The sequence below is a fragment of the Streptomyces rubradiris genome, assembly GCF_016860525.1.
Taxonomy (GTDB): domain Bacteria; phylum Actinomycetota; class Actinomycetes; order Streptomycetales; family Streptomycetaceae; genus Streptomyces; species Streptomyces rubradiris.
The window spans coordinates 2,880,003-2,905,395 of the sequence record NZ_BNEA01000015.1 but is presented as its reverse complement, the minus strand read 5'-3'; the positions used below and the strand labels follow the sequence as shown (position 1 = coordinate 2,905,395).

Annotated in this window: 20 protein-coding genes and 1 pseudogene; 15 read left to right on the top strand and 6 right to left on the bottom strand. The window is 72.9% G+C overall.

What is annotated here, in order from left to right; genetic code table 11:
• Positions 1–603 precede the first annotated feature (603 nt).
• Positions 604–2,868, bottom strand: a pseudogene (locus Srubr_RS25915) (DEAD/DEAH box helicase); the annotation flags it as partial.
• 522 nt (positions 2,869–3,390) lie between these two features.
• Here Srubr_RS25915 and Srubr_RS25910 point away from each other — a divergent pair.
• The gene (locus Srubr_RS25910; RefSeq protein ID WP_189997356.1) at positions 3,391–4,137 is read left to right on the top strand and encodes a ferritin-like fold-containing protein; all 747 of its coding nucleotides are present in this window, start codon (positions 3,391–3,393) and stop codon (positions 4,135–4,137) included.
• A gap of 75 nt (positions 4,138–4,212) precedes the next feature.
• Here the strand turns inward: Srubr_RS25910 and Srubr_RS25905 are convergent, their stop codons facing one another.
• From Srubr_RS25905 to Srubr_RS25890, 4 genes are all read right to left on the bottom strand, one after another.
• Complete coding sequence (locus Srubr_RS25905) at positions 4,213–4,482, bottom strand: hypothetical protein (RefSeq protein ID WP_189997355.1); 270 nt, start codon at positions 4,480–4,482, stop codon at positions 4,213–4,215.
• A 272-nt stretch (positions 4,483–4,754) separates the two neighbouring features.
• Positions 4,755–4,982, bottom strand: a complete 228-nt coding sequence (locus Srubr_RS25900) for a DUF3107 domain-containing protein (RefSeq protein ID WP_189997354.1) — start codon at positions 4,980–4,982, stop codon at positions 4,755–4,757.
• A 177-nt stretch (positions 4,983–5,159) separates the two neighbouring features.
• A complete protein-coding gene (locus Srubr_RS25895) occupies positions 5,160–5,801 on the bottom strand; it encodes a TetR/AcrR family transcriptional regulator (protein WP_030614744.1) in 642 nt (213 codons plus the stop codon).
• Positions 5,802–5,957: 156 nt separating this feature from the next.
• Positions 5,958–6,191: a hypothetical protein gene (locus Srubr_RS25890; protein ID WP_189997353.1), complete on the bottom strand. Its 234-nt coding sequence runs from the start codon at positions 6,189–6,191 to the stop codon at positions 5,958–5,960.
• A gap of 197 nt (positions 6,192–6,388) precedes the next feature.
• Between Srubr_RS25890 and Srubr_RS25885 the strand changes: the two genes are divergently transcribed.
• The 11 genes from Srubr_RS25885 (at position 6,389) to moeZ (ending at position 21,183) form a co-directional block, all read left to right on the top strand.
• Complete coding sequence (locus Srubr_RS25885; RefSeq protein ID WP_189997352.1) at positions 6,389–7,375, top strand: alpha/beta fold hydrolase; 987 nt, start codon at positions 6,389–6,391, stop codon at positions 7,373–7,375.
• Between the two features lie 407 nt (positions 7,376–7,782).
• Positions 7,783–9,093, top strand: coding sequence for a DUF3152 domain-containing protein (locus Srubr_RS25880; protein ID WP_413790256.1), 1,311 nt, complete (start codon positions 7,783–7,785; stop codon positions 9,091–9,093).
• A 57-nt stretch (positions 9,094–9,150) separates the two neighbouring features.
• Positions 9,151–9,246, top strand: a complete 96-nt coding sequence (locus Srubr_RS42110; RefSeq protein WP_351327795.1) for an Ms4533A family Cys-rich leader peptide — start codon at positions 9,151–9,153, stop codon at positions 9,244–9,246.
• A 277-nt stretch (positions 9,247–9,523) separates the two neighbouring features.
• A complete protein-coding gene (locus Srubr_RS25875; RefSeq protein ID WP_189997350.1) occupies positions 9,524–11,242 on the top strand; it encodes an ABC transporter substrate-binding protein in 1,719 nt (572 codons plus the stop codon).
• 4 nt (positions 11,243–11,246) lie between these two features.
• Positions 11,247–12,299 (top strand): ABC transporter permease, encoded by a 1,053-nt coding sequence (locus Srubr_RS25870; RefSeq protein WP_189997349.1) that lies wholly within the window; start codon positions 11,247–11,249, stop codon positions 12,297–12,299.
• Positions 12,296–13,294: an ABC transporter permease gene (locus tag Srubr_RS25865; RefSeq protein ID WP_189997348.1), complete on the top strand. Its 999-nt coding sequence runs from the start codon at positions 12,296–12,298 to the stop codon at positions 13,292–13,294. Before Srubr_RS25870 ends, Srubr_RS25865 begins: the two co-directional genes overlap by 4 nt.
• A complete protein-coding gene (locus Srubr_RS25860) occupies positions 13,291–14,883 on the top strand; it encodes a dipeptide ABC transporter ATP-binding protein (RefSeq protein WP_189997347.1) in 1,593 nt (530 codons plus the stop codon). The genes Srubr_RS25865 and Srubr_RS25860 overlap by 4 nt, the downstream gene beginning before the upstream one ends.
• A gap of 233 nt (positions 14,884–15,116) precedes the next feature.
• Entirely contained in the window at positions 15,117–16,790 is a 1,674-nt protein-coding gene (locus tag Srubr_RS25855) for a DUF3492 domain-containing protein (RefSeq protein WP_189997346.1), read from the top strand.
• 716 nt (positions 16,791–17,506) lie between these two features.
• Complete coding sequence (locus Srubr_RS25850; protein WP_189997345.1) at positions 17,507–18,697, top strand: hypothetical protein; 1,191 nt, start codon at positions 17,507–17,509, stop codon at positions 18,695–18,697.
• A 188-nt stretch (positions 18,698–18,885) separates the two neighbouring features.
• Positions 18,886–19,845, top strand: a complete 960-nt coding sequence (locus Srubr_RS25845) for an NAD-dependent epimerase/dehydratase family protein (RefSeq protein ID WP_189997344.1) — start codon at positions 18,886–18,888, stop codon at positions 19,843–19,845.
• A 159-nt stretch (positions 19,846–20,004) separates the two neighbouring features.
• The gene (gene moeZ, locus Srubr_RS25840; RefSeq protein WP_189997343.1) at positions 20,005–21,183 is read left to right on the top strand and encodes an adenylyltransferase/sulfurtransferase MoeZ; all 1,179 of its coding nucleotides are present in this window, start codon (positions 20,005–20,007) and stop codon (positions 21,181–21,183) included.
• Positions 21,184–21,280: 97 nt separating this feature from the next.
• Here moeZ and rfbD read toward each other — a convergent pair whose 3' ends face one another.
• Positions 21,281–22,162: a dTDP-4-dehydrorhamnose reductase gene (rfbD, locus tag Srubr_RS25835; protein WP_189997342.1), complete on the bottom strand. Its 882-nt coding sequence runs from the start codon at positions 22,160–22,162 to the stop codon at positions 21,281–21,283.
• 154 nt (positions 22,163–22,316) lie between these two features.
• Here rfbD and Srubr_RS25830 point away from each other — a divergent pair, with 154 nt between their 5' ends.
• From Srubr_RS25830 to Srubr_RS25820, 3 genes are all read left to right on the top strand, one after another.
• Positions 22,317–22,826: a flavin reductase family protein gene (locus Srubr_RS25830; protein WP_189997341.1), complete on the top strand. Its 510-nt coding sequence runs from the start codon at positions 22,317–22,319 to the stop codon at positions 22,824–22,826.
• 97 nt (positions 22,827–22,923) lie between these two features.
• Positions 22,924–24,189: a beta-ketoacyl-[acyl-carrier-protein] synthase family protein gene (locus Srubr_RS25825; RefSeq protein ID WP_189997340.1), complete on the top strand. Its 1,266-nt coding sequence runs from the start codon at positions 22,924–22,926 to the stop codon at positions 24,187–24,189.
• Positions 24,186–25,391 (top strand): ketosynthase chain-length factor, encoded by a 1,206-nt coding sequence (locus tag Srubr_RS25820; RefSeq protein WP_189997339.1) that lies wholly within the window; start codon positions 24,186–24,188, stop codon positions 25,389–25,391. Before Srubr_RS25825 ends, Srubr_RS25820 begins: the two co-directional genes overlap by 4 nt.
• The last annotated feature ends 2 nt before the right edge of the window (positions 25,392–25,393 follow it).

Here is a 25,393-nt window from a genome sequence, read left to right as displayed (position 1 = left end):
ATGCCCTGCCGCCGCCGCGCGTGCGGCGCCGGCTCAGGCCTCGGGCGCCTCCGCGGCGGCCGTGGCCTTACGGGTCCGGCGCGGCTTGGGCGCCGTCGTACCCGCGCTCTCACCGGCCGCTTCGGCGGCGGACTCCGCCGCCTTGCGGGTCCGGCGCCGCGGCTTGACCTCCGGCTCCTCGGTGGACTGCGCCGGAATCTCCGGAGCGGCCTCCGCGGCGGCGGTGGCCTTACGGGCCCGCCGCGCCTTCGGAGCGGCTACCGCTTCCCCGTCACCGGCTTCGGCGGCAGCGGCCGCCTTGCGGGTGCGGCGTGGCTTGGCCTCGGCCTCCGTTTCGGCGGTTTCCGGTGCCGCAGCGGCGGTCTTGCGGGTGCGGCGTGGCTTGGCCTCGACCTCGGCCTCGGGGACCTCGGGCGTGGTGGCGGCCGTTTTGCGGGTGCGGCGCGGCTTGGTCTCCGCCTCGGCCGCAGGGGCCTCGGCAGCAGCCGTGGTCTTGCGGGTGCGGCGGGGCTTGGCCCCGACTTCGGCCTCGGCGGCCTCGGGCGTGGTGGCGGCCGTCTTGCGGGTGCGGCGGGGCTTGGCCTCGGCCTCCGCCTCGGCGGTTTCCGGTGCCGCAGCGGCGGTCTTGCGGGTGCGGCGCGGCTTGGCCTCGGCCTCCGCCTCGGCGGCCTCCGGAGCTGTCGCGGCGGTCTTGCGGGTCCGTCGCGGCTTCGCCTCGACCTCGGCCTCGGCCGCTTCCGGTGCCGCAGCCGCGGTCTTCCGGGTGCGGCGCGGCTTGGTCTCCGCCTCGGCCTCGGGGGCCTCCGCGGCGACCGCGGCCTTGCGGGTCCGGCGCGGCTTCGTTTCCGTGCCTTCCGCGGTGTCCACAGGAGCCTCGGCCGCAGCCGCGGTCTTCCGGGTGCGGCGCGGCTTGGCCTCGGTTTCGGCCTCGGCGGCCTCCGCGGCGACCGCCGTCTTCCGGGTGCGGCGCGGCTTGGTCTCCGCCTCCGCCTCGGGGGCGTCGGGCGTGGCCGGCTCCGCGGTCTTGCGGGTGCGGCGACGAGGCTTGGGCTCCTCCGTGGCCTCGGCCGTGTCCACGGCCGCCTCCACCTCGGGGGCCGGCTCGGCCGTCTTCCGCGTGCGGCGGCGGGGCTTGGTCTCCGTCGCCGGCGCGGCCTCGGGCGCGGGCTCCGTCACCGGAGTGGCCGCGACCACAGGCTCGGTCACGGGCTCCGCCACCGGGTCGGCCGCGATCACGGGCTCGGCCACCGGTGCCGTGGCCTCCGCGGCCTCCGTCATCATCGGTGCGGACGCCGTCGACTTGCGCGTGCGGCGGCGGCGCGGCTTCTCCGGCGCCTCCTCCACGGCGGCGGGAGCCTCCACGGGAGCCACCGGCTCGACGGCGGGCGTCTCCTCGGCCGTGGTGGCCGTCGTGGTCGCCGTCGCGGCCGTCACCGGCTGCGTGGCCGCTCCGCCGCGCGTGCGACGACGGCGGCGCGGGGTACGGGTGGCGGCCGGGGCCTCCTCCGTCCCGGCGGTCTCGGCGGCCGGCGCCGACGCGGTGGGGGCCGCGTCCACCGGCGCTCCGCCGCGCGTACGGCGGCGTCGGCGCGGCGTACGGGCCGGACGCTCGCGCTCGGCCGACTGGGCACGGTCGTCCCGGCCGCCGCGGCCACGGCCGCGCGCACCCCGTCCGCCGGTCTCGCCCAGGTCCTCCAGCTCCTCCGCGTCCAGACCGGCACGGGTCCGCTCGGAGCGCGGCAGGATGCCCTTGGTGCCCTCGGGGATGCCCAGGTCGGTGAAGAGGTGCGGGGAGCTGGAGTACGTCTCCACCGGGTCGTTGAAGTCCAGCTGCAGCGCCTTGTTGATCAGCTGCCAGCGCGGGATGTCGTCCCAGTCGACGAACGTGATCGCCGTACCCTTGGCGCCCGCCCGGCCCGTACGGCCGACGCGGTGCAGGTAGGTCTTCTCGTCCTCGGGGGACTGGTAGTTGATGACGTGGGTGACACCCTCGACGTCGATGCCGCGCGCGGCGACGTCGGTGCAGACGAGGACGTCGACCTTGCCGTTGCGGAAGGCGCGCAGCGCCTGCTCGCGGGCGCCCTGGCCGAGGTCGCCGTGGACCGCGCCGGAGGCGAACCCGCGCCGCTGGAGCTGTTCGGCGATGTCGGCGGCCGTCCGCTTGGTACGGCAGAAGATCATCGCCAGTCCGCGGCCCTCGGCCTGGAGGATGCGGGCGACCATCTCCGGCTTGTCCATGTTGTGCGCGCGGTAGACGAACTGCTTGATGTTCGCGACCGTGGCGCCCTCGTCGTCCGGCGCGGTGGCGCGGATGTGCGTGGGCCGGGACATGTAACGGCGCGCGAGGCCGATGACCGCGCCCGGCATGGTCGCCGAGAACAGCATGGTCTGGCGCTTCGCGGGCAGCATGTCGATGATCTTCTCGACGTCGGGCAGGAAGCCCAGGTCGAGCATCTCGTCGGCCTCGTCGAGGACCAGGCACTTGACGTGCTTCAGGTCCAGCTTCTTCTGGCCCGCGAGGTCCAGCAGCCGGCCCGGGGTGCCGACGACCACGTCGACGCCCTTCTTCAGGGCCTCCACCTGCGGTTCGTACGCCCGGCCGCCGTAGATCGCGACCACCCGGACGTTACGGACCTTGCCCGCCGTCAGCAGGTCGTTGGTGACCTGGGTGCACAGCTCGCGCGTGGGCACGACGACGAGGGCCTGCGGGGCTTCGGTGAGGGCTTCGGGGGTGGCGCGTCCGGCCTCGACGTCGGCGGGGACGGTGACGCGCTCGAGGAGCGGGAGGCCGAAGCCCAGCGTCTTGCCGGTGCCGGTCTTGGCCTGGCCGATGACGTCCGTGCCGGACAGGGCTACGGGGAGCGTCATCTCCTGGATGGGGAAGGGGTTGATGATGCCGACGGCTTCCAGGGCTTCGGCGGTCTCGGGAAGAATCCCGAGGTCTCGGAACGTCGTAGTCAGGGTGCTGCCTCTTCTGTGTGCGCGGTGCGAGGCGAGCGCGGGGGTCATGTCTGACCGTGCCGGGGACGTCGGCTGCCGTACGGACGAACCACTCGGGCAAGCCGTAAGACACGGGACCTCTGCCGACGCTCTAGCGCTCGTACCGCTGAGGGTCTCTCCCGTTGTCGTACGGTCTGAGCCGTACGGTCGTGGAGAGCTGTCGGGTCGGAGCCGATCGGGCCACCGACCGGGCATCCTCATGCGTGCGGCCTGTCGGGACACGTCGAACACCGTCGACGCACTCAGCAGGCGCATTACCACCATACCCCGGATCGGCGCACATGCGATGGCCGATTCGGTCACGTAGTGGTGGTCACACTGATCGGCCGGGGTTTCGCGGTGATCGGCCGAGGGCTTGAGCGAGCTGCCGAGCGGGCTATTGTGCGCCTCATGACTAGCTCTGACAAGCCTGAGAACGCGTCCGCCGCACCGTCCGGTCCCACCGGTGTCGCCGCCCAGGACTGGGCGCAGGCGTCCGCCGACCCGCAGTACCGCGCCGCCGTCGTGGACCTGCTCGGCGCGCTCGCCTACGGAGAGCTGGCGGCGTTCGAGCGGCTCGCGGAGGACGCCAAGCTGGCGCCGACCCTCGCGGACAAGGCGGAGCTGGCGAAGATGGCCTCGGCCGAGTTCCACCACTTCGAGCGGCTGCGGGACCGGCTGACCGGGATCGGCGAGGAGCCGACGGCCGCCATGGACCCCTTCGTGGCCGCGCTCGACGGCTTCCACCGGCAGACCGCGCCCTCGGACTGGCTGGAGGGCCTGGTCAAGGCCTACGTCGGCGACTCGATCGCCAGCGACTTCTACCGGGAGGTCGCCGCGCGCCTCGACTCCGACACGCGGGAGCTGGTGCTCGCCGTGCTGGACGACACCGGGCACGCCGGCTTCGCGGTGGAGAAGGTGCGGGCCGCCATCGACGCCGATCCGCGGGTGGGCGGCCGGCTGGCGCTGTGGGCGCGGCGGCTGATGGGCGAGGCGCTGTCGCAGTCGCAGCGGGTGGTGGCCGAGCGGGACGCGCTGTCCACGATGCTCGTGGGGGGTGTGGCCGACGGCTTCGACCTCGCCGAGGTCGGCAGGATGTTCTCGCGGATCACCGAGGCGCACACCAAGCGGATGGCCGCGCTGGGCCTCGCCGCCTGAGCCGTGCGAGCCCTGGTACGGCCCTGGGCCCGTGGCCCGGGCTCCGGGGTGCCGGGGTCCGATGTGCCGGGCCCCTCAGGCCGGTGCCGATCGCCGGCGCAGGCGGCCCGCCGGGCGCAGCAGCAGGGACAGCGACGCCACCGAGATGACCGCGGCACCCAGCAGGCTGAGCAGAGCGGTGCCGGGCCCCAGGGCGGTACGGGTGACGAAGTCGCCGAACAGGGCTCCGGCGACCCCCGTCGAGTACACCAGGGGGCGGGCCGGCAGCCGGTGGGCGAGCCGGTGCGCCCCCGCCCAGGAGAGGATCAGACCGAGCACGGCGGAGCCGAGCACTTCCAAGATCATGTAGGGGTCCCTCCCACGGCCGGTCCGGCTCGACGGTCGTAGCCCGTCATACCCGTGACCTGCGGATTGCAATCATCGGCTGTGGAGAGGTTGTGCTCCGTATGTGTGTACGGACGCGGGTGCGCACGCGCGGGCGGACCATGCGAAGGGCCCGGCGGCAACGGCCGCCGGGCCCTTTCGACGACTCCGGCTCCAAGCGCGACGCTCACCGCTCGGAATCCGGCGGATTCGTCGGCTTCGAGTTCGTCGGCTGCGAGCGCGAAGCTTTCCGTTCAGAGCGCGCCGAAACCCACCTTGCGCACGGTCGGCTCGCCGATCTCCACGTACGCCAGCCGGTCCGTCGGTACCAGGACCTTGCGGCCATTCTCGTCCTGGAGGCTGAGCAGCCCCGTCTTGCCGGCCAGCGCCTCGGCCACGATGCCCTCGACTTCCTCGACGCTCTGACCGCTCTCCAGAACGATCTCGCGGGGCGCGTGCTGCACGCCGATCTTGACCTCCACGGCTATGTCCCTCCGACGGTCAGTGATGTGCGCGATCAACCGCGCCGTACCCAGCACACATTAGCCCGGTGAGGGGAGCCGTACGCCGCGGGACGGAACGCCAGGAGCGAACACCGGGCGGGAACAAACCGGGACCGGACCCGGAAGGACCCGTGAAGGGCCCCGCGAGGGGTGTCCTCAGTGGTGCTCGGTGCCGTGCAGCGGGAAGCCGGCGATGCCCCGCCAGGCCAGCGAGGCCAGCAGCTGCACCGCCTGGTCGCGTGGGACGCTGCGGTCGCTGTGCAGCCAGGAGCGGGCGACCACCTGGGCGAGCCCGCCGAGGCCGGAGGCGAGCAGCATCGACTCCGCGCGTGACAGGCCGGTGTCCTCGGCGATCACGTCGCAGATGGCCTCGGCGCACTCGTTGGTGACCTTGTCCACGCGCTCGCGCACCGCGGGCTCGTTGGTCAGGTCGGACTCGAAGACCAGCCGGAAGGCCCCGCCGTCGTCCTCCACATAGGCGAAGTAGGCGTCCATGGTCGCCCGGACGCGCTGCTTGTTGTCGGTGGTCGACGCCAGCGCGCCGCGCACGGACTGGATCAGCGACTCGCAGTGCTGGTCCAGCAGCGCGAGGTAGAGGTCGAGCTTGCCGGGGAAGTGCTGGTAGAGCACCGGCTTGCTCACCCCGGCCCGCTCGGCGATGTCGTCCATCGCCGCCGCGTGGTAGCCCTGCGCGACGAAAACCTCCTGGGCGGCGCCCAGCAGCTGGTTCCGCCGGGCTCGGCGCGGCAGACGGGTGCCGCGCGGGCGTGCCGCCTCAGTTTGCTCGATGGCTGTCACGCCGCCTCCCAAAGTCGTCCACATGCGGTCTCGGCCGCGCGGCCATCGTACTTTTCGGTAACCGTGGTGTGCGCGGTGCGAGCGCAGAATTTCACGTACCGGACGACGGCGAAAGCCGTGCGGCGCCCCGAGGCGGTCGGCGGGAGTCCCGCGAGGTCAGCGGTAGTCGTCCTCGTCGAGCGCGACGACGCGCGCCTGCTCCATGAGATCGGCCTCGCTCCCATGGGCGGGGTCCAGACCGGTCAGCGGGTCGTCGCGGTCCGGCGCGATGTCCGCGTGCTGTTCGGCGGCGTCCCCTTCGGGCGCCTCGACGCCGAACTCCGCGGCCGCTCCGGCGTCCAGCTCCTCGATGTCCTCGAAAGCGTCGGGCTCTGTGGGGTCATAGGCCATGGTGGGCTCCCTTCCTACGAACGTCCCTGGAAACAGCAGGGGCCACACGCGGGTGCCCTCTGTACGAGCCTAGGAGACTGCTGATCCGTACGCCATGCCGTCAGGCCCGTCCGCTGTCCGGGTCTCCGTCCGAATCCTGTTTACTCTGTGATGGCGAACACATGAATCCGGACGTGATCACCTCGTAACATTGCCGCATGTCTTCGACCGAGTCGCCGTCCGTGCCGGCCGCCAGTGTTCTTCCCCGAGTGGCGCCCGTCCGGGTCGGTGAGGGCGAGCGACTGCGGTCCGTGGGCCTGCCCGGCGTCACGCTGACGATCCGTTCCCGCCGACCCGCGCGCGAGGGCCTGCCGCCCGCGCTCTACGTCCACGGACTCGGCGGTTCCTCGCAGAACTGGTCGTCACTGATGGCCGAGCTGGCCGACGCCGTGGACAGCGAGGCCGTCGACCTGCCCGGCTTCGGCGACTCCCCGCCCCCGGACGACGGCGACTACTCCGTCACCGGACACGCGCGCGCGGTCATCCGTTATCTCGACGCCGTCGGCCGCGGCCCGGTGCACCTCTTCGGCAACTCGCTCGGCGGCGCGGTCGCCACGCGCGTGGCCGCCGTGCGCCCCGACCTCGTCCGCACGCTCACGCTCGTCTCGCCCGCCCTGCCGGAGCTGCGCATCCAGCGCACGGCGGTGCCGACCGGGCTGCTCGGCGTGCCCGGGATCGCCGCCCTGTTCACCCGGCTCACCAAGGAGTGGACCGCCGAGCAGCGGGTCCGCGGGGTCATGGGGCTGTGCTACGGCGACCCCGGCCGGGTGACGCCGGAGGCGTTCCAGCTGGCCGTGGAGGAACTGGAGCGGCGGCTGCGACTGCCGTACTTCTGGGACGCGATGGCCCGCTCGGCGCGCGGCATCGTCAACGCCTACACGCTCGGCGGACAGCACGGGCTGTGGCGCCAGGCCGAACGGGTGCTGGCTCCCACCCTGCTGGTCTACGGCGGCCGGGACCAGCTCGTCGGCTTCCGCATGGCCGCCAAGGCCGCCCGCGCCTTCCGCCGCTCCCGGCTGGTGACCCTGCCGGACGCCGGGCACGTGGCGATGATGGAGTACCCCGACGTGGTCGCCGGCGCGTTCCGTGAGCTGCTCGCGCAGCCGGCCGACGCCGACGGCACCGCCCCGGACGCAAGGAGCTGAGGGCCAGGGTGGGACGCCACAGCCGCCGCGGACCGGCCCCCAGGACCGAGACGACGGACATAACACCGGAACGCACCGGCAGACACGGCAACCGCGCCGACGGCCGGCAGCAACCCGTCCCCGGGGCACCGGCCGACGGCATGCCCGGACCGGGGGCCCAAGGGCCGGCCGACGGCACTCCGGCCAGGGGCGCGCGGAGGCTCCCGGAGGGCGCCGGGGCCCAGGGCGCGCCCGGGTTCCCTGGTGACGGCTCCGCGCAGGGCCGGCCCGGGGTTGCTGGCGCGGCCTGGGCACCCGGCGGGCCTCAGCAGCCCGAGGGTGGTCGCGCGCAGGGCACGTCCGGGTTCCCCGCCGGTTCGCGGGCGCAGGGCACACCCGGGTTCCCCGCCGGTGCCCCTGCGTACGGCGTGAGCGGGGGCACCGGTGGTGCTTCCGCGTCCGGTGTGGGTGGTGGTCACGGTGCCGCTCCCGTGCACGGCGCGTCCGGGACCGTCGACGGCACCCCCACGCGCGGTGTGCCGCGTTTTCCCGAGGACGGTTCCGCGCGGGGCGGGCATCCGGAGCAGCGGGAAGCCGGGGGCGGCTGGGGTGAGTTGGGCGGCCGTCCGGCCGGTGGCGGCGGGTCCGGTGTGACGCTGCCGCGGCAGCGGCGGGCGGAGCCGGCGGCCGATGCGCGGCGCGGCTCCGGGCAGGGGCCCCGCCAGGAGTACCTTGAGGCTTTCGACGGCGGCGGCGACGGTCAGCGTGCAGGTCAGCGCGGTGCCGGGCCCAAGGGCGCCGGCGGTTCCGCGTCCGGCAACGGCACCGGTACTGGTCAAGGCACCGGTACCGGCAAGGGCCCCGGCGACGACCCCGCGCCCCGTACGACCGGACAGCCGGCCGAGGCGCCGCGGGCGCCCGGTACCGGCGTGCCCGGACCGCGAGCCGGCGGCAAGGGGCGGACCTTCACCGGCATCGCGGCGGCCGCCGTCACCACCGTGCTCGCGGTGATGGTCGCCGGCCAGGTGACCAAGGCGCGGGACGACGACGGCGTACGGTCGCAGTCCGCCACCGGCCACGCCCACGACACCCGGACCTCCGGCGACTCGGCGCCCTCCGCCGTGCCCAGCGCGGCGCCCCTGACGTACGACCAGAAGATGAGCCGTACGTATCCGCTCGGCGCCACGCTGAGCGGACCGGGGAAGTTCGACGTCGTGCCAGGGTTCGACAAGGCGCCCGGCACCGGGCGGAAGTACCGCTACCGCGTCGACGTCGAGCAAGGGCTGGGACTGGACGGCGCGCTGTTCGCCGAGGCCGTGCAGAAGACGCTCAACGACCAGCGCAGCTGGGCCCACGGCGGTGCCCGCACCTTCGAGCGCATCTCCTCCGGCACGCCCGACTTCGTGATCACGCTGGCCAGCCCCGGCACCACCGCCCAGTGGTGCGCCAAGTCGGGCCTGGACACGACCGAGGACAACGTTTCCTGCGACTCGGCCGCTACCGAACGCGTCATGATCAATGCGTACCGGTGGGCTCAAGGAAGCACGACATACGGCGACCGGATCCATGCGTACCGGCAGATGTTGATCAACCATGAGGTCGGCCACCGGCTCGGCCACGGACACGTCACCTGCCAGAAGGACGGCGAACTGGCGCCGGTGATGCAGCAGCAGACCAAGTTCCTGGACCACGACGGGATCCACTGCCGGGCCAACGCCTGGCCGTACCCGGGGAGTTGACAGGCGGCGCTTATGTCACATTGACATAAGCCCGTACGGTCATCCATATTGCTGCGCATGTGGTCCAGTCATGCCGCCCCTGCGAGCGCCGCCATCGAGCTGGCGCTCATCGGCGTGACCGCACTCTGCGTGGCCGACATCCACTGTCGCTGACGCCGCCTCCCGGCGTCCGCGTCGCCACTGTTCACCTTTTCTCTCCGTGACCGTGTCACGGATTTTTCGACGACCCGACGCCGGGGCCGACGTCTGTCCGCAGTCGTCTCACTCCTCGTCCACATGTCTCACGTGTCGAGAGAATCCTCGATCCGCCCGCCGAGAAAACGTCGATCAACCCTTGATCAACTCCTGATCGACTCTCGATCAACCCCGGATCAACCCCGGATCAACTCGACTCGGTTCCGACTCGTCATCCCGAGAGGTCGTCATTCCGATGCGTCAACCGTCCGTCAGAGCGCGCCGCGTGGCAGCGGCATCCGTCAGCCTGGTCGTGGCAGCGGGCGTCGCCGCCTGCGGCCCCGAGGACAGCGATGCCAAGGGCTCCGGTGGCGACTCCACGCCCCACAAGGGCGGCACGCTCACGATCCTGAACTCCCAGCCGCAGAGCGACTTCGACCCCGCGCGCCTGTACACCTCCGGCGGCGGAAACGTCCCCTCGCTGGTCTTCCGCACCCTCACCACGCGCAACCGCGAGAACGGCGAGGCCGGCGCGCAGGTCGTCCCGGACCTCGCCACCGACACCGGGCGCCCGAACAAGGACGCGACCGTGTGGACGTACACCTTGAAGGAGGGCCTCAAGTACGAGGACGGCACGCCGATCACCTCGGCCGACATCAAGTACGGCATCGAGCGCTCCTTCGCCCCCGAACTCTCCGGCGGCGCCCCCTATCTGCGGGACTGGCTGGCCGGTGCCGCCGACTACCAGGGGCCGTACAAGGACAAGAAGGGCCTCGCCGCGATCGAGACGCCCGACGAGCGGACCATCGTCTTCCATCTGGACAAGCCCGAGGGCGAGTTCCCGTACCTCGCCACGCAGACGCAGTTCGCCCCGGTGCCCAAGAGCAAGGACACCGGCACCAAGTACGAGTCGCACCCGGTCTCCTCCGGCCCCTACAAGGTCGTCAAGAACGAGAACGACGGCGAGCACCTCGTCCTGGAGCGCAACCCGAACTGGTCGGCGGCGACCGACGCCGAGCGCAAGGCGTACCCGGACACCATCGACGTGCGCTCCGGGCTCGACTCCTCGGTGATCAACCAGCGGCTGTCCGCCTCCCAGGGCGCGGACGCCGCCGCCGTCACCACGGACACCAACCTCGGCCCCGCCGAACTCGCCAAGGTCAGCGGCGACAAGGAACTGGCCGCCCGCGTCGGCACCGGTCACTTCGGCTACACCAACTACCTCGCCTTCAACCCCGAGGTGAAGCCGTTCGACAACCCCAAGGTGCGCCAGGCGATCGCGTACGCCGTCGACCGCTCCTCCGTGGTCAACGCGGCCGGCGGCAGCGCCCTCGCCGAGCCCGCCACCACCTTCCTGCCGAACCAGAAGTCCTTCGGCCACACGCCGTACGACCCGTTCCCGGCCGGCGCCTCCGGCAACCCGGCGAAGGCCAAGGAGCTGCTGGCGCAGGCCGGTCACAAGAACGGTCTCACCGTCACGCTGACCCACTCCAACAGCAAGGACTTCGAGACCAGCCCGGAGATCGCCACCGCCGTCCAGGACGCGCTCAAGAAGGCCGGCATCACGGTCAGGCTCCAGGGCCTGGAGGACAACGACTACAAGGACAAGATCCACAGCGTGAAGTCCGAGCCGGGCCTCTTCCTCGCCCACTGGGGCGCGGACTGGCCGTCCGGCGGCCCCTTCCTCGCGCCCATCTTCGACGGCCGGCAGATCGTCAAGGACGGAGCGAACTTCAACACGGGCCTGCTGGATGACAAGTCGGTCAATGACGAGATTGACGCGATCAACAAGTTGACCGACCTTGACGCCGCCGCCCGGCGCTGGGGCGCACTGGACAAGAAGATCGGCGAGAAGGCCCTCGTCGTGCCGCTGTTCCACCCGGTGTACAAGCGCCTGTACGGCTCGGACGTCAAGAACGTCGTCATCAGCGACTGGACCGGTGTCCTGGACGTCTCCCAGGTCGCGGTGAAGTAGCGCCGTGAGCGAGGCACTTGCCGCCGTCGGGGCCGCCGGGACGGACACCACCGTCCCGGCGGCCCCGGGGGCCCGTCAGTTCTGGCGGCGGCTGCGGGAGCGGCGCGCCGCCCTCGGCGCCGCCGTCGTGGTCGCGCTCCTCGCCCTGGTCGCGCTCGCCGCGCCGCTGCTCACCGCCCTGGAGGGGCAGGACCCCACCACCTACCACCCCGACCTGATCGACTCCGCCCGCGGAGGCGTGCCCATCGGCTCCTTCGGCGGCGCGAGCGCCGACCACTGGCTGGGCGTCGAGCCGCAGACCGGACGTGACATGTTCGCCCGGCTGGTCTACGGCGCACGGGTCTCCCTGGGCGTGTCGCTGGGTGCCACGCTGGTCCAGGTCCTCGTCGGCGTCGCCATGGGCGTGGCCGCGGGGCTCGGCAACCGCTGGGTCGACCTGGTCCTGAGCCGGGTCACCGACATCTTCCTGTCGCTCCCGCTGATGATCATGGCGCTGGCCCTGCTGGCCGTCGTACCCGACGGCTTCCCCCGGCCGGTCCTGGTCGCGCTCATCCTCGCCCTGGTCGCCGGATGGTCCACGGTGGCGAAGATGGTGCGCGCGCAGACGCTCGCCCTGAAGAACCTCGACTACGTCTCCGCCTCCCGGCTCAGCGGCTGGAGCACCTGGCGGACCGCCGTACGCGAACTCCTCCCGGGCCTCGCCGCGCCGGTCATCACCTACGCCGCGCTGCTGGTCCCGTCGAACATCAGCGCCGAGGCGGCCCTGTCCTTCCTCGGCGTCGGCGTGAAGCCGCCCACCCCCTCCTGGGGCCAGATGCTCACCAGCGCCGACGTCTGGTACCAGGCGGCCCCGCAGTACCTGCTGCTGCCCGCCCTCGCCCTGTTCGTCACCGTGTTCGCGATGACCGTCCTCGGCGACGGCGTCCGCGTCGCCCTCGACCCGCGCGCCGCCTCCCGGCTGCGCGTCGGCACCGGCAGCAAGCGGGAGGCCCGCGCCCAGGCGGCCGTACCGGCCACCGCGCCGCGGGCCGCGCCGAAGAAGGAGGAGGGAGCGTGAACGGCTTCCCCGGTTTCGTCCTGCGCCGGCTCGCCGGTGCCGTGGTCACCCTGCTCGTGCTCTCGATGATCATCTACGTGGTCTTCTACGTCACCCCCGGCAACGTCGCCCAGATCACCTGCGGCCCGCGCTGCTCCCCGGCCCAGGTCCACCAGGTGGCCCAGCAACTCCACCTCGACGACCCGCTGTACGTGCGCTACTGGCACTTCCTCCAGGGCCTCCTCGTGGGCCAGGACTACTCCACGGGCACCTCCGTGGAGCACTGCGCGGCGCCCTGCCTGGGCCAGTCGTACCAGACCGGCCGGGAGGTCACCGACATCATCTGGGCCAAGCTGCCGGTGAGCTTCTCGCTGGTGCTCGGCGCGATGGTGATCTGGCTGCTGCTCGGCGTCGGCACCGGCGTGCTGTCCGCCTGGCGGCGCGGCCGGCTCTCCGAGCGCGTGCTGACCGCGGTCACCCTCGCGGGCGTCGCCACACCCGTCTTCGTCATCGGGCTGGTCCTGATGATCGTCGTCTGCGGCGAACTGCGGCTGCTGCCCTTCCCGCAGTACGTGAACTTCACCGACGACCCCGAACAGTGGGCGTGGAACCTGCTGCTGCCCTGGCTGTCCCTCGCCCTCATCGAGGCGGCCGGCTTCGCCCGGCTGACCCGGGCCTCGATGCTGGAGACGCTGGCCGAGGACCACATCCGCACCTTCCGCGCCTACGGCGTCGGTGAACGCGCGCTGATCACCCGGCACGCGCTGCGCGGCGCGACGGCCTCCGTCATCGCGCTCAACGCGGTCACCGTCGGCTCGGCCGTCGGCGGCGCCGTCCTCACCGAGACCCTGTTCGGCCTGCCCGGCATCGGCCAGGAACTGGTGCGCGCGGTCAAGGTCGTCGACCTGCCGGTGGTCGTCGGCATGGTGCTGGTGACCGGCTTCTTCGTGGTCCTCGCCAACGCCGTCGCGGACGTCCTGTACGCGGTGGCCGACCGACGGGTGGTGCTCGCATGAGCCTGGTGGAAGTGACGGACCTGACGGTCGAGTTCGGGGCCCTGCGCGCCGTCGACGGGCTCTCCTTCAGCCTGGCGGAGGGCGCCGCCCTCGCCCTGGTCGGCGAGTCCGGCTCCGGCAAGTCCACGGTCGCGGGCGCCCTGCTGGGCCTGCACCGGGGCACCGGCGCCCGGGTCGCCGGCTCGGTCCGGGTGGCCGGCACCGACGTCCAGGCGGCCTCCGACGAGGAGCTGCGCCGGCTGCGCGGCGCCAAGGCGGCCATGGTCTTCCAGGACCCGCTGTCCTCGCTCGACCCGTACTACGCGATCGGCGACCAGATCGCCGAGGTCTACCGCGTCCACGCGCGCGTGCCGCGCCGCGCCGCACGCGCGCGTGCCGTCGAGGTACTGGACCGGGTCGGCATCCCGGACGCGGCCCGGCGGGCCCGGTCCCGGCCACACGAGTTCAGCGGCGGCATGCGCCAGCGCGCCCTCATCGCCATGGCCCTGGCCGGCGAGCCGGACCTGCTGATCGCCGACGAGCCGACGACCGCCCTCGACGTCACCGTGCAGGCCCAGATCCTCGACCTCGTGCACGGCCTGCGTGCGGAGACCGGCATGGGCCTGCTGCTCGTCACCCACGACGTGGGCGTGGCCGCCGAGAGCGCGGACGACATCCTCGTCATGCGGCACGGCAGAGCCGTCGAGCGCGGCCCGGTCGGCGCTGTCCTCGCCGCGCCCGCCGAGCCGTACACCCGCGACCTGCTCGACGCCGTCCCGCGCGTGGACGCCCGCCGGACCGCTTCCCCGGCCACCGGCGAGGTCGTGCTGGAGGCCACCGGGGTGCGGCGCGAGTTCGGGCGCGGCAAGCGGGCGTTCACGGCCGTGGACGACGTCTCGGTGACCGTCCGGCGCGGGGAGACCCTCGGCGTGGTCGGCGAGAGCGGCAGCGGCAAGACCACGCTCGGCCGCATGCTGGTCGGGCTGCTGGAGCCGACCGCCGGCGAGATCCGCTACGAGGGGCGCCCGCACACCGGGGTGAACCCGGCCGTCCAGATGGTCTTCCAGGACCCCGTCTCCTCCCTCAACCCCCGCCGCAGCGTCGGCGAGTCCATCGCCGACCCGCTCCGCGCGCGGGGCGAACGCGACGAGGAGCGCATCCGGGGGCGCGTGTCGGACCTCCTGGAGCGCGTGGGGCTCGACCGGGCGCACTACGACCGCTACCCGCACGAATTCAGCGGCGGCCAGCGCCAGCGCGTCGGCATCGCACGCGCGCTCGCCGCCGAGCCGCGCGCCCTCGTCTGCGACGAGCCGGTCTCCGCGCTCGACGTCACCACCCAGGCCCAGGTGGTCGCCCTGCTCGGCGAACTCCAGCGGGAACTCGGCCTGGCGCTGGTCTTCATCGCGCACGACCTCGCCGTGGTCCGCCAGGTTAGCGACCGGGTCGCGGTGATGCGGCGCGGCCGGCTCGTCGAGTACGGGCCCGCCGACGAGGTCTACGACAGCCCGCGCGAGCCGTACACCAAGCAGCTCCTGGCCGCCGTACCCGCGCTCGACCCGGAGCAGGCGGCCCGGCGGCGCGCCGCCCGGCGCGAACCGGCGGCGGCCTAGCGCCCGCTTTCGTATCCGCCTGGCCGCCGTGACGTTTCGCGCCCGCACGGTCACCCTGTGACGCATTAGCGCGGTCGAACGCGACCCGCACGCGAAAGTTACGAGCGTTCACCCCTTTTGGTGGTGCGACGGACAACCGTCCGTCGCACCACCGCCTCGTCCCCTTACGTTCATCCCGCTGCGAGCCGCCGGCCCGACGGCGGCTCCCCAGACGGGAGACCGGGGGTGCACACGTGCGCACAGGGCTGCTTACCGAGGGTGGCCACCCGTATGTCGGCGGTGACGCCGGACTCTGGTGCGAACGGCTGGTACGCGGACTGGAGCAGCACGAGTTCGACGTCTACGCGCTCGGCCACGGCCCGCGCCAGGAAGCCGGCAGCCACCCTGTCCCGCTGCCGCCGCAGGTCCGCCGGGTCCGCACGGCGCCGCCGTGGACGCCCGAGGGGCCCGCGTACGGCAGACGCGCACGCCGGCGTTTCGCCGAGTGCTACGAGGAACTGGCCGGGGCGGTGTGCGCGCGCGCCGGGGCCACCTTGGCCGTGCCCGGGGCGGAGGCGCCGGACCCGCCCGGAAGCCTGACGGACCGTTTCGGCAGCGCGCTGTACGGACTCGCCGAACTCGCCCGAGACAAGGGCGGACTGGCCGGCGCCCTGCGCTCGGACGTCGCCGTACGCGCCCTGGAGCGAGCCTGCCGCGCTCCCCGCGCGCTCTGCGCGGCGCACGAGGCGCGGGTATCCGACCTGCTCACCATCGCCGCACACCTCGAACGCGCCCTGCGCCCCCTCTCACTCGACTGGTACGACGACGACGCCCTCGGCGCGGCCGACCTCTGCCACGCCACCACGGGCGGCCCGCCCGCCCTCTGCGGGCTGCTCGCCCGGCACTTCTGCGGTGTGCCGCTGCTCGTCACCGAGTACGCCGTGCACCTGCGCACGCACTACCTGACGTCCGGCCCGCACACCGCCGCCCCCGCCGTACGCGCCGTCCTCGCCGCCTTCCACGGCCGGCTCACGGCCGAGGTCTACCGCGCGGCGGAACTGCTCACCGCGGGCGACGCGCACGCGCGTCGCTGGCAGGAACGGTGCGGCGCCGACCGCGCCCGCATCCGCACGGTGTACCCCGGCACGGCGGCCGAACGGTTCGCGGACGCGGCCGAGCCGGCGCTCCGGACCGACCCGGGCACGCTGGTCTGGGCCGGGCCCGTCGACCCGGCCAAGGATCTGGAAACCCTGCTGTACGCCTTCGCCGAGGTCCGCCGGGAGGAGCCCAAGACACGCCTGCGCGTCCTGGGCACGCCGACCGGCGCCGTCGGCGCCGCCTACCTCGCCCGCTGCCGGGCGCTGGCCGCGCGGCTCTTCCCGGACGCGGCGGAGGGAGACCATCCCGTCTCCTTCGAGGAGACCGGCCCCCCGAAGCAGACGGCGGTGTCCGACGCGTACGCCGCCGGTGCGGTCGTCGTCCTCTCCGGCGGCGTGGAGGGCTTCCCGGCCGGCCTTGTCGAGGCCATGCTCTGCGGCCGGGCCACGGTGTCGGCGGACGTGGGAGCGGTCGCGGAGGTCATCGGCGGCACGGGACTGGTCGTACCACCGCACGACCCCAGGGCGCTCGCGGAGGCGTGCGTAGCGTTGCTGCGCGATCCGGAGCGCCGTGCGCGCCTTGGTGCCGCCGCGCGCGCCCGGGCGCTGGAACTGTTCACCGTGGAGCGCAACACCATGGCTTTTCACGGTCTCTACCTGGAGATCGCCTCGCGCTGCCCGGTCCGCCGGGCCGCGCCCCGCCCTTTTGCGGCCCCCGCCGAGTCCCTCCTCCCCGGCCACTGGACCGGTCCCGAGGACCGCGCCCTGCCCCGAGGCGTCCCCGCGTGGGCCGCGGACAGCACCCAGCCGTCGGTGGAGGAGGCGCGATGAGAGACCCGGAGGGCCGGAGGCCCGGCAACGGAGCGGACCCGGGCTCGGGCCTGACCGCCGAGTCCGGCGCCGAGCCCCAGGAGGGGCGCGGCGAGCCGAGCACGCCGACCGCCGCAACGGCGGACGACTCGGGAGAGGGCGCCCTGGGCGGGAGAGGCTGTGCGGGGAGAGTCCCGGCCTGGAGTGACCCGAACTCGACGGGCCCGAAGTCGGCGGAACCGGCGTGGCCGGGCCCGGTCCGGAGTGACCCGGCCTCGACGGACCCGGTCGGTTCGGACCACCCAGGGATGCCGAGTGGCGCGGACCCGTGGGACGCGCGGTCGGGGGAGTGGGTGCCGGTGGGGGGGCTGTCGGGAGGTGAACGGTCACGACGGTCGTCACGGGAGCGGCTGCCCGAGGGTCCTCCGTCCGCGGGCTTGCTGTCTGCCGGGTCGCCGCCTGAGGGTCCGTCGCCTGCGGGCCGGTTGCCTGCTGGGGATTCGCAGTCCGTCGGTCCGCAGTCCGTCGGTCCGTTGTCCGTCGGTCCGCAGTCCGCCGGTCCGGTGTCCGCCGATCCGGTGTCCGTCGGTCCGCAGGGGTTCGGGGCCGCCTTCGGTCCGTTGGCCGGTCCGGCCGGGACGGGTGCTGGGAGCGGTCCCTCGCCGTCGACGAGGCCGTCGGCCGGGCTTGGCGGGCCGACGCAAGGCGGGCGTGTTCCGTACGGATCCGGCGACCCGGTGAAAGCCCTGCTGCACCGGCACCGGGAGCTGTGCGAGCGGGCCGTGGACCCGTTGGAGATCGCCGTGGGGCTGGAGGCGCAGGGCGTCACCGACCGGACCGCCGCCCACTGCCGCCACCGTGACGTCTTCTCGCTCGCCGAGGAACTGCACGCGCGCGTGCCGCGCACCACCGAGCGGCCCTCCCCGGAACCCCATCCCCTGCTGGTGCCCCGGGTCCGTGCCGGCTGGCTCCTGCTCACCCTCCTGCCCGGAGCGTTCGGTGCGGCAACGGTGACCGGACTACGCCTCACCCAGGGGACCCCTCGCCTGCTGGTGGCACTCGGCGGCCTCCTCGCCGTCGCCCTCGCCACCCGCGCGGCGCTGCGCCACAGCCCGCTCGCCGGTCCGCCCGGAAGGCGCGCGTGGCGCCCCGCCCCCGGCACCGCCGACTGGCGTACCGCGCCCGGCGCACACGCGGGGGGTACCGCAACTGATGCGCTCGCGGGGCGCATCGCACCCGGCGCTCACGCGGGGCGCACCACCATCGGCACGCGCGTCTGGACGCTCTGGCTGCTCGGGTACGCCCTCCTCGGCGACGGCCTCCTGCACGCCGTACTGACGGGCGGCCCCGACGCCCCGCCCACCGGCGCCCCGGAAGGCCCATGGCCCACCGCCACCGCGCCCGCCCTGGCCCTCCTGCTGGCCTGCGCCCCCGCGGCCTGGTGCGCCCACCTCCTCGCCGTCGGCGCCCACCGAGGGCTCGCCGGCAGCCGGACCCTGAGGCAGTTCACGGCCGCCGTGACACCGCCGCTGCTCGGCGCGTACGCCCTCTTCCTGGCCGCCCTCGCCGCACTGCTCGCGCTGTGCGGCACCGTCCTGCACCAGCCCGCCGCCTACCCGCAGGCCCTCTCCCTGGGCGCCCTGCTGCTGTCCGCCCGCCTGCTCACCGCGCACCGCCACCGGCGCGTCCCCGCCCGCGCGCTGGGAGCCGCCGCCCTCCTGGAGGCGCTGGCGCTGGCGTTGCCGACGGCCGGCCGGCTGCCGGGCTGCGCCTTCCTGGCGGTCCCGGTGCAGACCCTCGTAGACGTCGGGGGCGAGGCCGCCGTTCCGGTCCTCGCCTGCGGCACCGCGGCGCTGGCCCTGCTGTGGCACGCCGGCCGCACCCTCACCCGGGCCTCGGCCCACGCTCCCACGGGAGCACCCGAGTGAATCTCCCGCCCGCCGACCCGACCCACTCGCCGCAGGCATTCGCATCATCCCTCTGAAGGAGAAAACCAGATGACCACCTCCCGACCCGGAGCGTCCGGAGCCACCGGAGCCGCCGGAGCGTCCGGAGCAGCCGCACGAGCCGTCGACACGGCCGGTACCACCCGTGCGCACACCCCGGGAGCCGCCCGATGAGGGTCCTGCTGATCGGAGCCAACGGATTCATCGGCCGCTTCGTCGCCGACCGCCTGCTCGCCGACCCGGCCGTCCAGCTCACAGCGCTCGGCCGCGGTGACGACGCCGACGTCCGTTTCGACCTCGCCACCGGCAGCCCGGGCGCGCTCACCCGCTTCCTGGACGCGGTGCACCCCGGAGTCGTCATCAACTGCGCCGGCGCGACCCGCGGCGGCGCCCGCGAACTCACCCGGCACAACACCGTCGCCGTGGCCACCGTCTGCGAGGCGCTGCGCCGCAGCGGGTGCGGCGCCCGCCTGGTGCAGATCGGCTGCGGTTCGGAGTACGGCCCCAGCCAGCCCGGCTCCTCCACTCCCGAGGACGCCGTACCGCGGCCCGGCGGGCCCTACGGCGTCAGCAAGCTCGCCGCGACCGAACTGGTCCTCGGCTCCGGGCTGGACGCGGTCGTCCTGCGGGTCTTCTCGCCGGCCGGGCCCGGTACCCCGGCCGGCTCCCCGCTCGGCCGGCTCGCCGAGGCCATGCGCCGCGCCATGCAGTCCGGCGACGGTGAGCTCAAGCTCGGCGGCCTCGGCGTCCAGCGCGACTTCGTCGACGTACGCGATGTCGCCCGGGCCGTGCACGCCGCCTCGCTCTCCGCCGCGCAAGGCGTGATCAACATCGGCTCCGGCCGCGCCGTCCGCCTCAGAGACGCCGCCGCCGTGCTCGCGCGGGTGGCCGGGTACGGCGGTGCCCTCCACGAGCTGGACGCCCCGCCGGGGCCGCTGCGCACCGCCCTCGGGCACCCCCGCCCTGACGCCGACCACGCGCCCCCGGTGGCCTACCCCTACCCGGACGGCTGCGGCAGCTGGCAGCAGGCAGACGTACGCACCGCCCGCGACCGCCTCGGCTGGCGGCCCCGCATCAATCTCGAGGAGTCCCTGGCCGACATCTGGATGGAAGCGGCCTGCCGCATCTGACCACGGCCGACGCTCGCGGCGGGCCGGCCCCGGGAGGCCGTGCCCGGCTGCTGGGACGCATCCGTCTCGCGCATCGGAACGGGTGTCTCGGAATGAAGAAGGGCGTGGCAGTGTTACGAGGAGAACAACTGTAGTGATTGACCGACCAACGGAGTCCCCGTGTCGCTGCCACCCCTGGTCGAGCCGGCTTCCGAGCTCACCGTAGACGAGGTTCGCAGGTACTCCCGCCACCTGATCATCCCCGATGTGGGCATGGACGGGCAGAAGCGGCTGAAGAACGCCAAGGTGCTCTGTGTGGGCGCCGGCGGCCTGGGCTCGCCGGCGCTGATGTACCTGGCCGCCGCGGGCGTGGGCACCCTCGGCATCGTGGAGTTCGACGAGGTCGACGAGTCGAACCTGCAGCGCCAGATCATCCACAGCCAGTCCGACATCGGCCGCTCCAAGGCCGAGTCGGCCCGTGACACCGTCAAGGGCATCAACCCGTACGTGAACGTGGTCCTTCACGAGGAGCGGCTCGAAGCCGACAACGTGATGGACATCTTCAGCCAGTACGACCTGATCATCGACGGCACCGACAACTTCGCGACCCGCTACCTGGTCAACGACGCGTGTGTGCTGCTGAACAAGCCGTACGTGTGGGGCTCGATCTACCGCTTCGACGGCCAGGCGTCCGTCTTCTGGTCCGAGCACGGCCCCTGCTACCGCTGCCTGTACCCGGAGCCGCCGCCCCCCGGCATGGTCCCCTCCTGCGCCGAGGGCGGCGTGCTGGGCGTGCTGTGCGCGTCCATCGGCTCCATCCAGGTCAACGAGGCGATCAAGCTCCTCGCCGGCATCGGCGACCCGCTGGTCGGCCGCCTGATGATCTACGACGCCCTGGAGATGCAGTACCGCCAGGTCAAGGTCCGCAAGGACCCGAACTGCGCGGTCTGCGGCGAGAACCCGACCGTCACCGAGCTGATCGACTACGAGGCCTTCTGCGGCGTCGTCTCCGAGGAGGCCCAGGCGGCGGCGATCGACTCCACGATCACTCCCAAGCAGCTCAAGGAGTGGATCGACGACGGCGAGAACATCCAGATCATCGACGTCCGCGAGCCGAACGAGTTCGAGATCGTCTCCATCCCGGGCGCGACGCTGATCCCGAAGAACGAGTTCCTCATGGGCACCGCCCTGGAGAGCCTCCCGCAGGACAAGAAGATCGTCTTGAACTGCAAGACGGGTGTCCGCAGTGCGGAAGTCCTCGCGGTCCTGAAGTCCGCCGGCTTCGCCGACGCGGTCCACGTCGGCGGCGGCGTCATCGGCTGGGTCAACCAGATCGAACCCCACAAGCCGGTCTACTGATCACCGCTCTCGCCCACCGGCGAGGCGAACAGAAGCCCACGGCTCCGACCAGGTCGGAGCCGTGGGCTTCTGTCGTCGCCCGGGTCACGACGACGCCTCACCGCACAGGACGCGGTCCCAGCAGGGGCAGGGCTTCGGCCAGCATGGTGTGCCAGTCGCCGAGCGGGGCGAGTCCGGCGGCGGCCCAGCGGTCGTGGCCGAGCACGCTGTACGCGGGGCGCCGGGCCGGGCGGGGGAAGGACGAGCTGCCGACCGGCCTGACGCGGTCCGGGTCGAGGCCGCCGAGCCGGTAGACCGCCCGGGCCAGCCCGCACCACGTGGTGCTGCCGCTCGCGGTGCCGTGGTAGACGCCGGCCGGGGCACGCCCGGAGACGGCGGCCCGTCCGAGAGCGACGAGTTGCCGCGCCAGGGCGTACGTCCAGGTGGGCTGGCCGTACTGGTCGTCGACGACGTCCAGGGTGTCCCGCTCGGTGGCGAGCCGGAGCATGGTGGACACGAAGTTCGGCCCGTGCTCGCCGTACAGCCAGGCGGTGCGGACCGTGTAACCGTGTTCCGGCAGCAGCTCGGCGACGGCCCGTTCACCGACCAGCTTGGAGCGCCCGTAGGCGTTGACCGGACCGGTGGGCGCGAACTCCCGGTACGGCTCGGTGGCATCTCCGGGCAGCACGTAGTCGGTGGAGACGTGCAGCAGCCGGGCGCCTGTCGCGGCACAGGCGGCGGCGAGGTGGCGGACGCCGGTGCCATTGACAGCGGTGGCCCTCTTCTCGGCCGCCTCCGCGCCGTCCACGTCGGTCCAGGCCGCACAGTTGACGACCACATCGTGGCTGCGGACCGCCGTGCGTACGGCGTCCGGGTCGGTGATGTCGAGGTCCGTCCGGGCCGCGGCGGTGACGTTCTCGCCGGCGCCCGCCAGCATCGCGCACAGGTCCCGGCCCAGCATTCCGCCCGCGCCCGTGACCAGCCATCGTGTGTCCTTCATGAGGGCACCCTGCCGAGCGCGGGTCGAGCCGGCCTCGAAAGCAGCTGGACACGGCCCGCGAATGCCGATTCGAGCGGAATTCAAGCAGTAAGTGAGAAGCGATTGAAAGCCTGTCGGCACAGATATTTTCCGTCGGGAGGTGAACCAGAATTCGATGACGATCACCGAGCGTGCTGGGAACGAAACGGAAGCACTGCGCGACTGCCTGGCACGCTGGCCGAGCGGCGTCGCAGTGGTGACCACCATGGACCGGGACGGGGCCAGGCGGGGATTCACCGCGACGGCCTTCTCGTCCCTGTCGTCGAGCCCACCCCTGGTGCTGGTTTGCCTCGACCGGAGCGCCGACTGTTCTCCCGCGTTCGACGCCGCCGAGGCGATGGCCGTCCATCTGCTCCGCGACGATCAGGAGCAGCTGGCGATGCGCTTCGCGACCAAGGGCGCGGACAAGTACGCGGGTCTGCCCTCCACGCCCGGGCTGGCCCGAGTGCCTCTGCTGGACGGAGTGCTCGCCCGTCTCGAATGCGAGCTGGTGAACCGGTTCGACGGTGGCGACCATGTGATCCTGATCGGGCGGGTGCGGCGCTCCGAAGTGTTTGCCGGTCAACCGCTGATCTACTGCGGTCGTGCCTTTCGCTCCCTGCCTCCAGCGGAAAGTCCGGCGTGAGTGAACGCTTCTTGTTTCCGCGCATGGAGCAGAAGTCGAGGTGTTCTCAAGTGGCAGCGGCGAGCATTCCTCTCAACATCCAGGAAGGGACTGTCATATGTCCAGTCGTGTCGTGATCACCGGAATCGGGGTGCGCGCACCGGGGGCATCCGGAACCAAGGAGTTCTGGGACCTGCTGAGTTCGGGCCGCACCGTCACCCGGCGGATCAGCTTCTTCGACCCCTCGCCCTACCGCTCCCAGGTGGCCGGGGAGTGCGACTTCGACGCCGTCTTCGAAGGGCTGACCGCCCGGGAGATACGGCGCATGGACCGGTCCACGCAGTTCGCGGCCGTATGCGCCGACGACGCGATCGCGGACAGCGGCCTGGAGGTGGACCGTCTCGACCCGCACCGCGTCGGCGTCAGCCTGGGCAGCGCGGTGGCCGCCTCCACCAGCCTGGATGTCGAGTACCAGATCCTGTCCGACATGGGGCGGCACTGGACGGTGAGCCCCGAGTACCTGTCCCCCCACATGTTCGACTACCTCACGCCGGGGGCGATGCCCGCCGAGCTGGCCTGGCGGATCGGGGCCGAGGGCCCGGTGACGATGGTCTCCAACGGCTGCACCTCGGGGCTCGACGCGGTCGGCAACGCCGTCCAGCTGATCCGTGAGGGTTCGGCGGACATCATGCTGGCCGGGGCGTCCGACACCCCGGTCACCCCGATCGTCGTCGCCTGCTTCGACGCCATCAAGGCCACCACCACCTACAACGACGACCCCGAACACGCGTCGCGTCCGTTCGACGCCTCCCGCAACGGGTTCGTCCTGGCCGAGGGCTCGGCCATGTTCGTGCTGGAGACGCTGGAGCACGCCCGGGAGCGGGGCGCGAACATCTACGCCGAGGTGAGCGGCTACGCCACCCGCGGCAACGCGTACCACATGACGGGCCTGAAGAAGGACGGCCGTGAGATGGCCGAGGCGATCGGCGTCGCGCTGGCCGAGGCGGGCAAGAACCCCGAGGACCTCGACTACATCAATGCCCACGGCTCGGGCACCAAGCAGAACGACCGGCACGAGACGGCCGCCTTGAAGCGCAGCCTCGGGCAGCACGCCTACGAGACGCCGGTCAGCTCGATCAAGTCGATGGTCGGTCACTCGCTCGGCGCCATCGGCTCCATCGAGATCGCCGCCAGTCTGCTGGCGATCCAGAACAACGTCGTACCCCCGACCGCCAACCTGCACGAGGCCGACCCCGAGTGCGACCTCGACTATGTGCCGGTCACCGCGCGCGAGCGGCGCGTGGACACCGTGCTGAGCGTGGGCAGCGGCTTCGGTGGATTCCAAAGCGCAGTCGTGCTGAACCGGGCTGGAGGAACGCGATGACAACCGCTGTGGTGACGGGGCTCGGTGTGGTGGCCCCCAACGGGCTGGGCACCGAGGAGTTCTGGAAGGCCACGCTGGATGGCCGGGACGGAATCGCGGAGATCACCCGGTTCGACCCCGCGCCGTACGCGGCCAAGCGGGCCGGCGAGGTGCTGGACTTCGACTCCGCCGAGCACATCTCCGCGCGCCTGCTGGCGCAGACCGACATCTCCACCCGGTTCGCCCTGGCCGCCGCCGACTGGGCGCTCGCCGACGCCGCGGTGAAGCCGTCGGAGCAGGTCGACTACGACATGTCCGTGGTGACCGCCAACGCCCTGGGCGGCTTCGAGTTCACCCACCGGGAACTGCGGAAGCTGTGGTCCCAGGGGCCGGAGCACGTGAGCGTCTACGAGTCGTTCGCCTGGTTCTACGCCGTCAACACCGGCCAGATCTCCATCCGGCACGGCATGCGCGGGCCCAACAAGGCGCTGGTCGCCGAGCAGGCGGGCGGCCTGGACGCGATCGGCCACGCCCGGCGCACCATCCGCCAGGGCACCTCTCTCGCCGTCACCGGTGGTGTGGACTCCGCCCTGGACCCGTGGGGCTGGGCCGGCCAGCTCTCCGGCGGCCGGGTGAGCGCCACCGCCTACCGGCCGTTCGACGCGGACGCCGACGGCTACATCCCGGGCGAGGGCGGCGCGATCCTCGTCCTGGAGGACCTGGCGGCGGCTCAGCGCCGAGGCGCCGGTCAGGTGTACGGCGCGATCACCGGGTACGCCTCCACCTTCGACCCCGCCCCCGGCTCCCCGCGCCCGCCGGCGCTGCGCCGGGCCGTCGAACTGGCCCTCGCGGACGCGGGCCTGGCGCCGGGCGAGGTGGACGTGGTCTTCGCCGACGCGGCAGGGGTCGGCGAGCTGGACCGGCAGGAGGCCGAGGCGATCGCGGCGGTCTTCGGGCCGTCCGGCGTCCCTGTGACCGCCCCCAAGGCGCTGAGCGGCCGGCTCTACTCCGGCGGCGGTCCGCTGGACGTGGTCGCCGCGCTGCTCTCCATCCGCGACGGAGTGATCCCCGCGACCGCCAACGTCGCTGAGGTCCCCGCCGACTACCGGATCGACCTGGTCCGCGGTGGCCCCCGTTACCAGCCCGTGCGGCACGCCCTGGTGCTGGCACGCGGCAAGTGGGGCTTCAACGCGGCGATCGTCGTCAGCGCCCTGGGCGACTGAGC

Bases quoted from the DNA above. Each gene is read 5' to 3' on its own strand.
- Srubr_RS25910 (WP_189997356.1), top strand. From the start codon at position 3,391: ATGACTAGCTCTGACAAGCCTGAGAACGCGTCCGCCGCACCGTCCGGT.
- Srubr_RS25905 (WP_189997355.1), bottom strand. From the start codon at position 4,482: ATGATCTTGGAAGTGCTCGGCTCCGCCGTGCTCGGTCTGATCCTCTCC.
- Srubr_RS25890 (WP_189997353.1), bottom strand. From the start codon at position 6,191: ATGGCCTATGACCCCACAGAGCCCGACGCTTTCGAGGACATCGAGGAG.
- Srubr_RS25885 (WP_189997352.1), top strand. From the start codon at position 6,389: ATGTCTTCGACCGAGTCGCCGTCCGTGCCGGCCGCCAGTGTTCTTCCC.
- Srubr_RS42110 (WP_351327795.1), top strand. From the start codon at position 9,151: ATGTGGTCCAGTCATGCCGCCCCTGCGAGCGCCGCCATCGAGCTGGCG.
- Srubr_RS25875 (WP_189997350.1), top strand. From the start codon at position 9,524: ATGCGTCAACCGTCCGTCAGAGCGCGCCGCGTGGCAGCGGCATCCGTC.
- Srubr_RS25860 (WP_189997347.1), top strand. From the start codon at position 13,291: ATGAGCCTGGTGGAAGTGACGGACCTGACGGTCGAGTTCGGGGCCCTG.
- Srubr_RS25845 (WP_189997344.1), top strand. From the start codon at position 18,886: ATGAGGGTCCTGCTGATCGGAGCCAACGGATTCATCGGCCGCTTCGTC.
- rfbD (WP_189997342.1), bottom strand. From the start codon at position 22,162: ATGAAGGACACACGATGGCTGGTCACGGGCGCGGGCGGAATGCTGGGC.
- Srubr_RS25830 (WP_189997341.1), top strand. From the start codon at position 22,317: ATGACGATCACCGAGCGTGCTGGGAACGAAACGGAAGCACTGCGCGAC.
- Srubr_RS25825 (WP_189997340.1), top strand. From the start codon at position 22,924: ATGTCCAGTCGTGTCGTGATCACCGGAATCGGGGTGCGCGCACCGGGG.
- Srubr_RS25820 (WP_189997339.1), top strand. From the start codon at position 24,186: ATGACAACCGCTGTGGTGACGGGGCTCGGTGTGGTGGCCCCCAACGGG.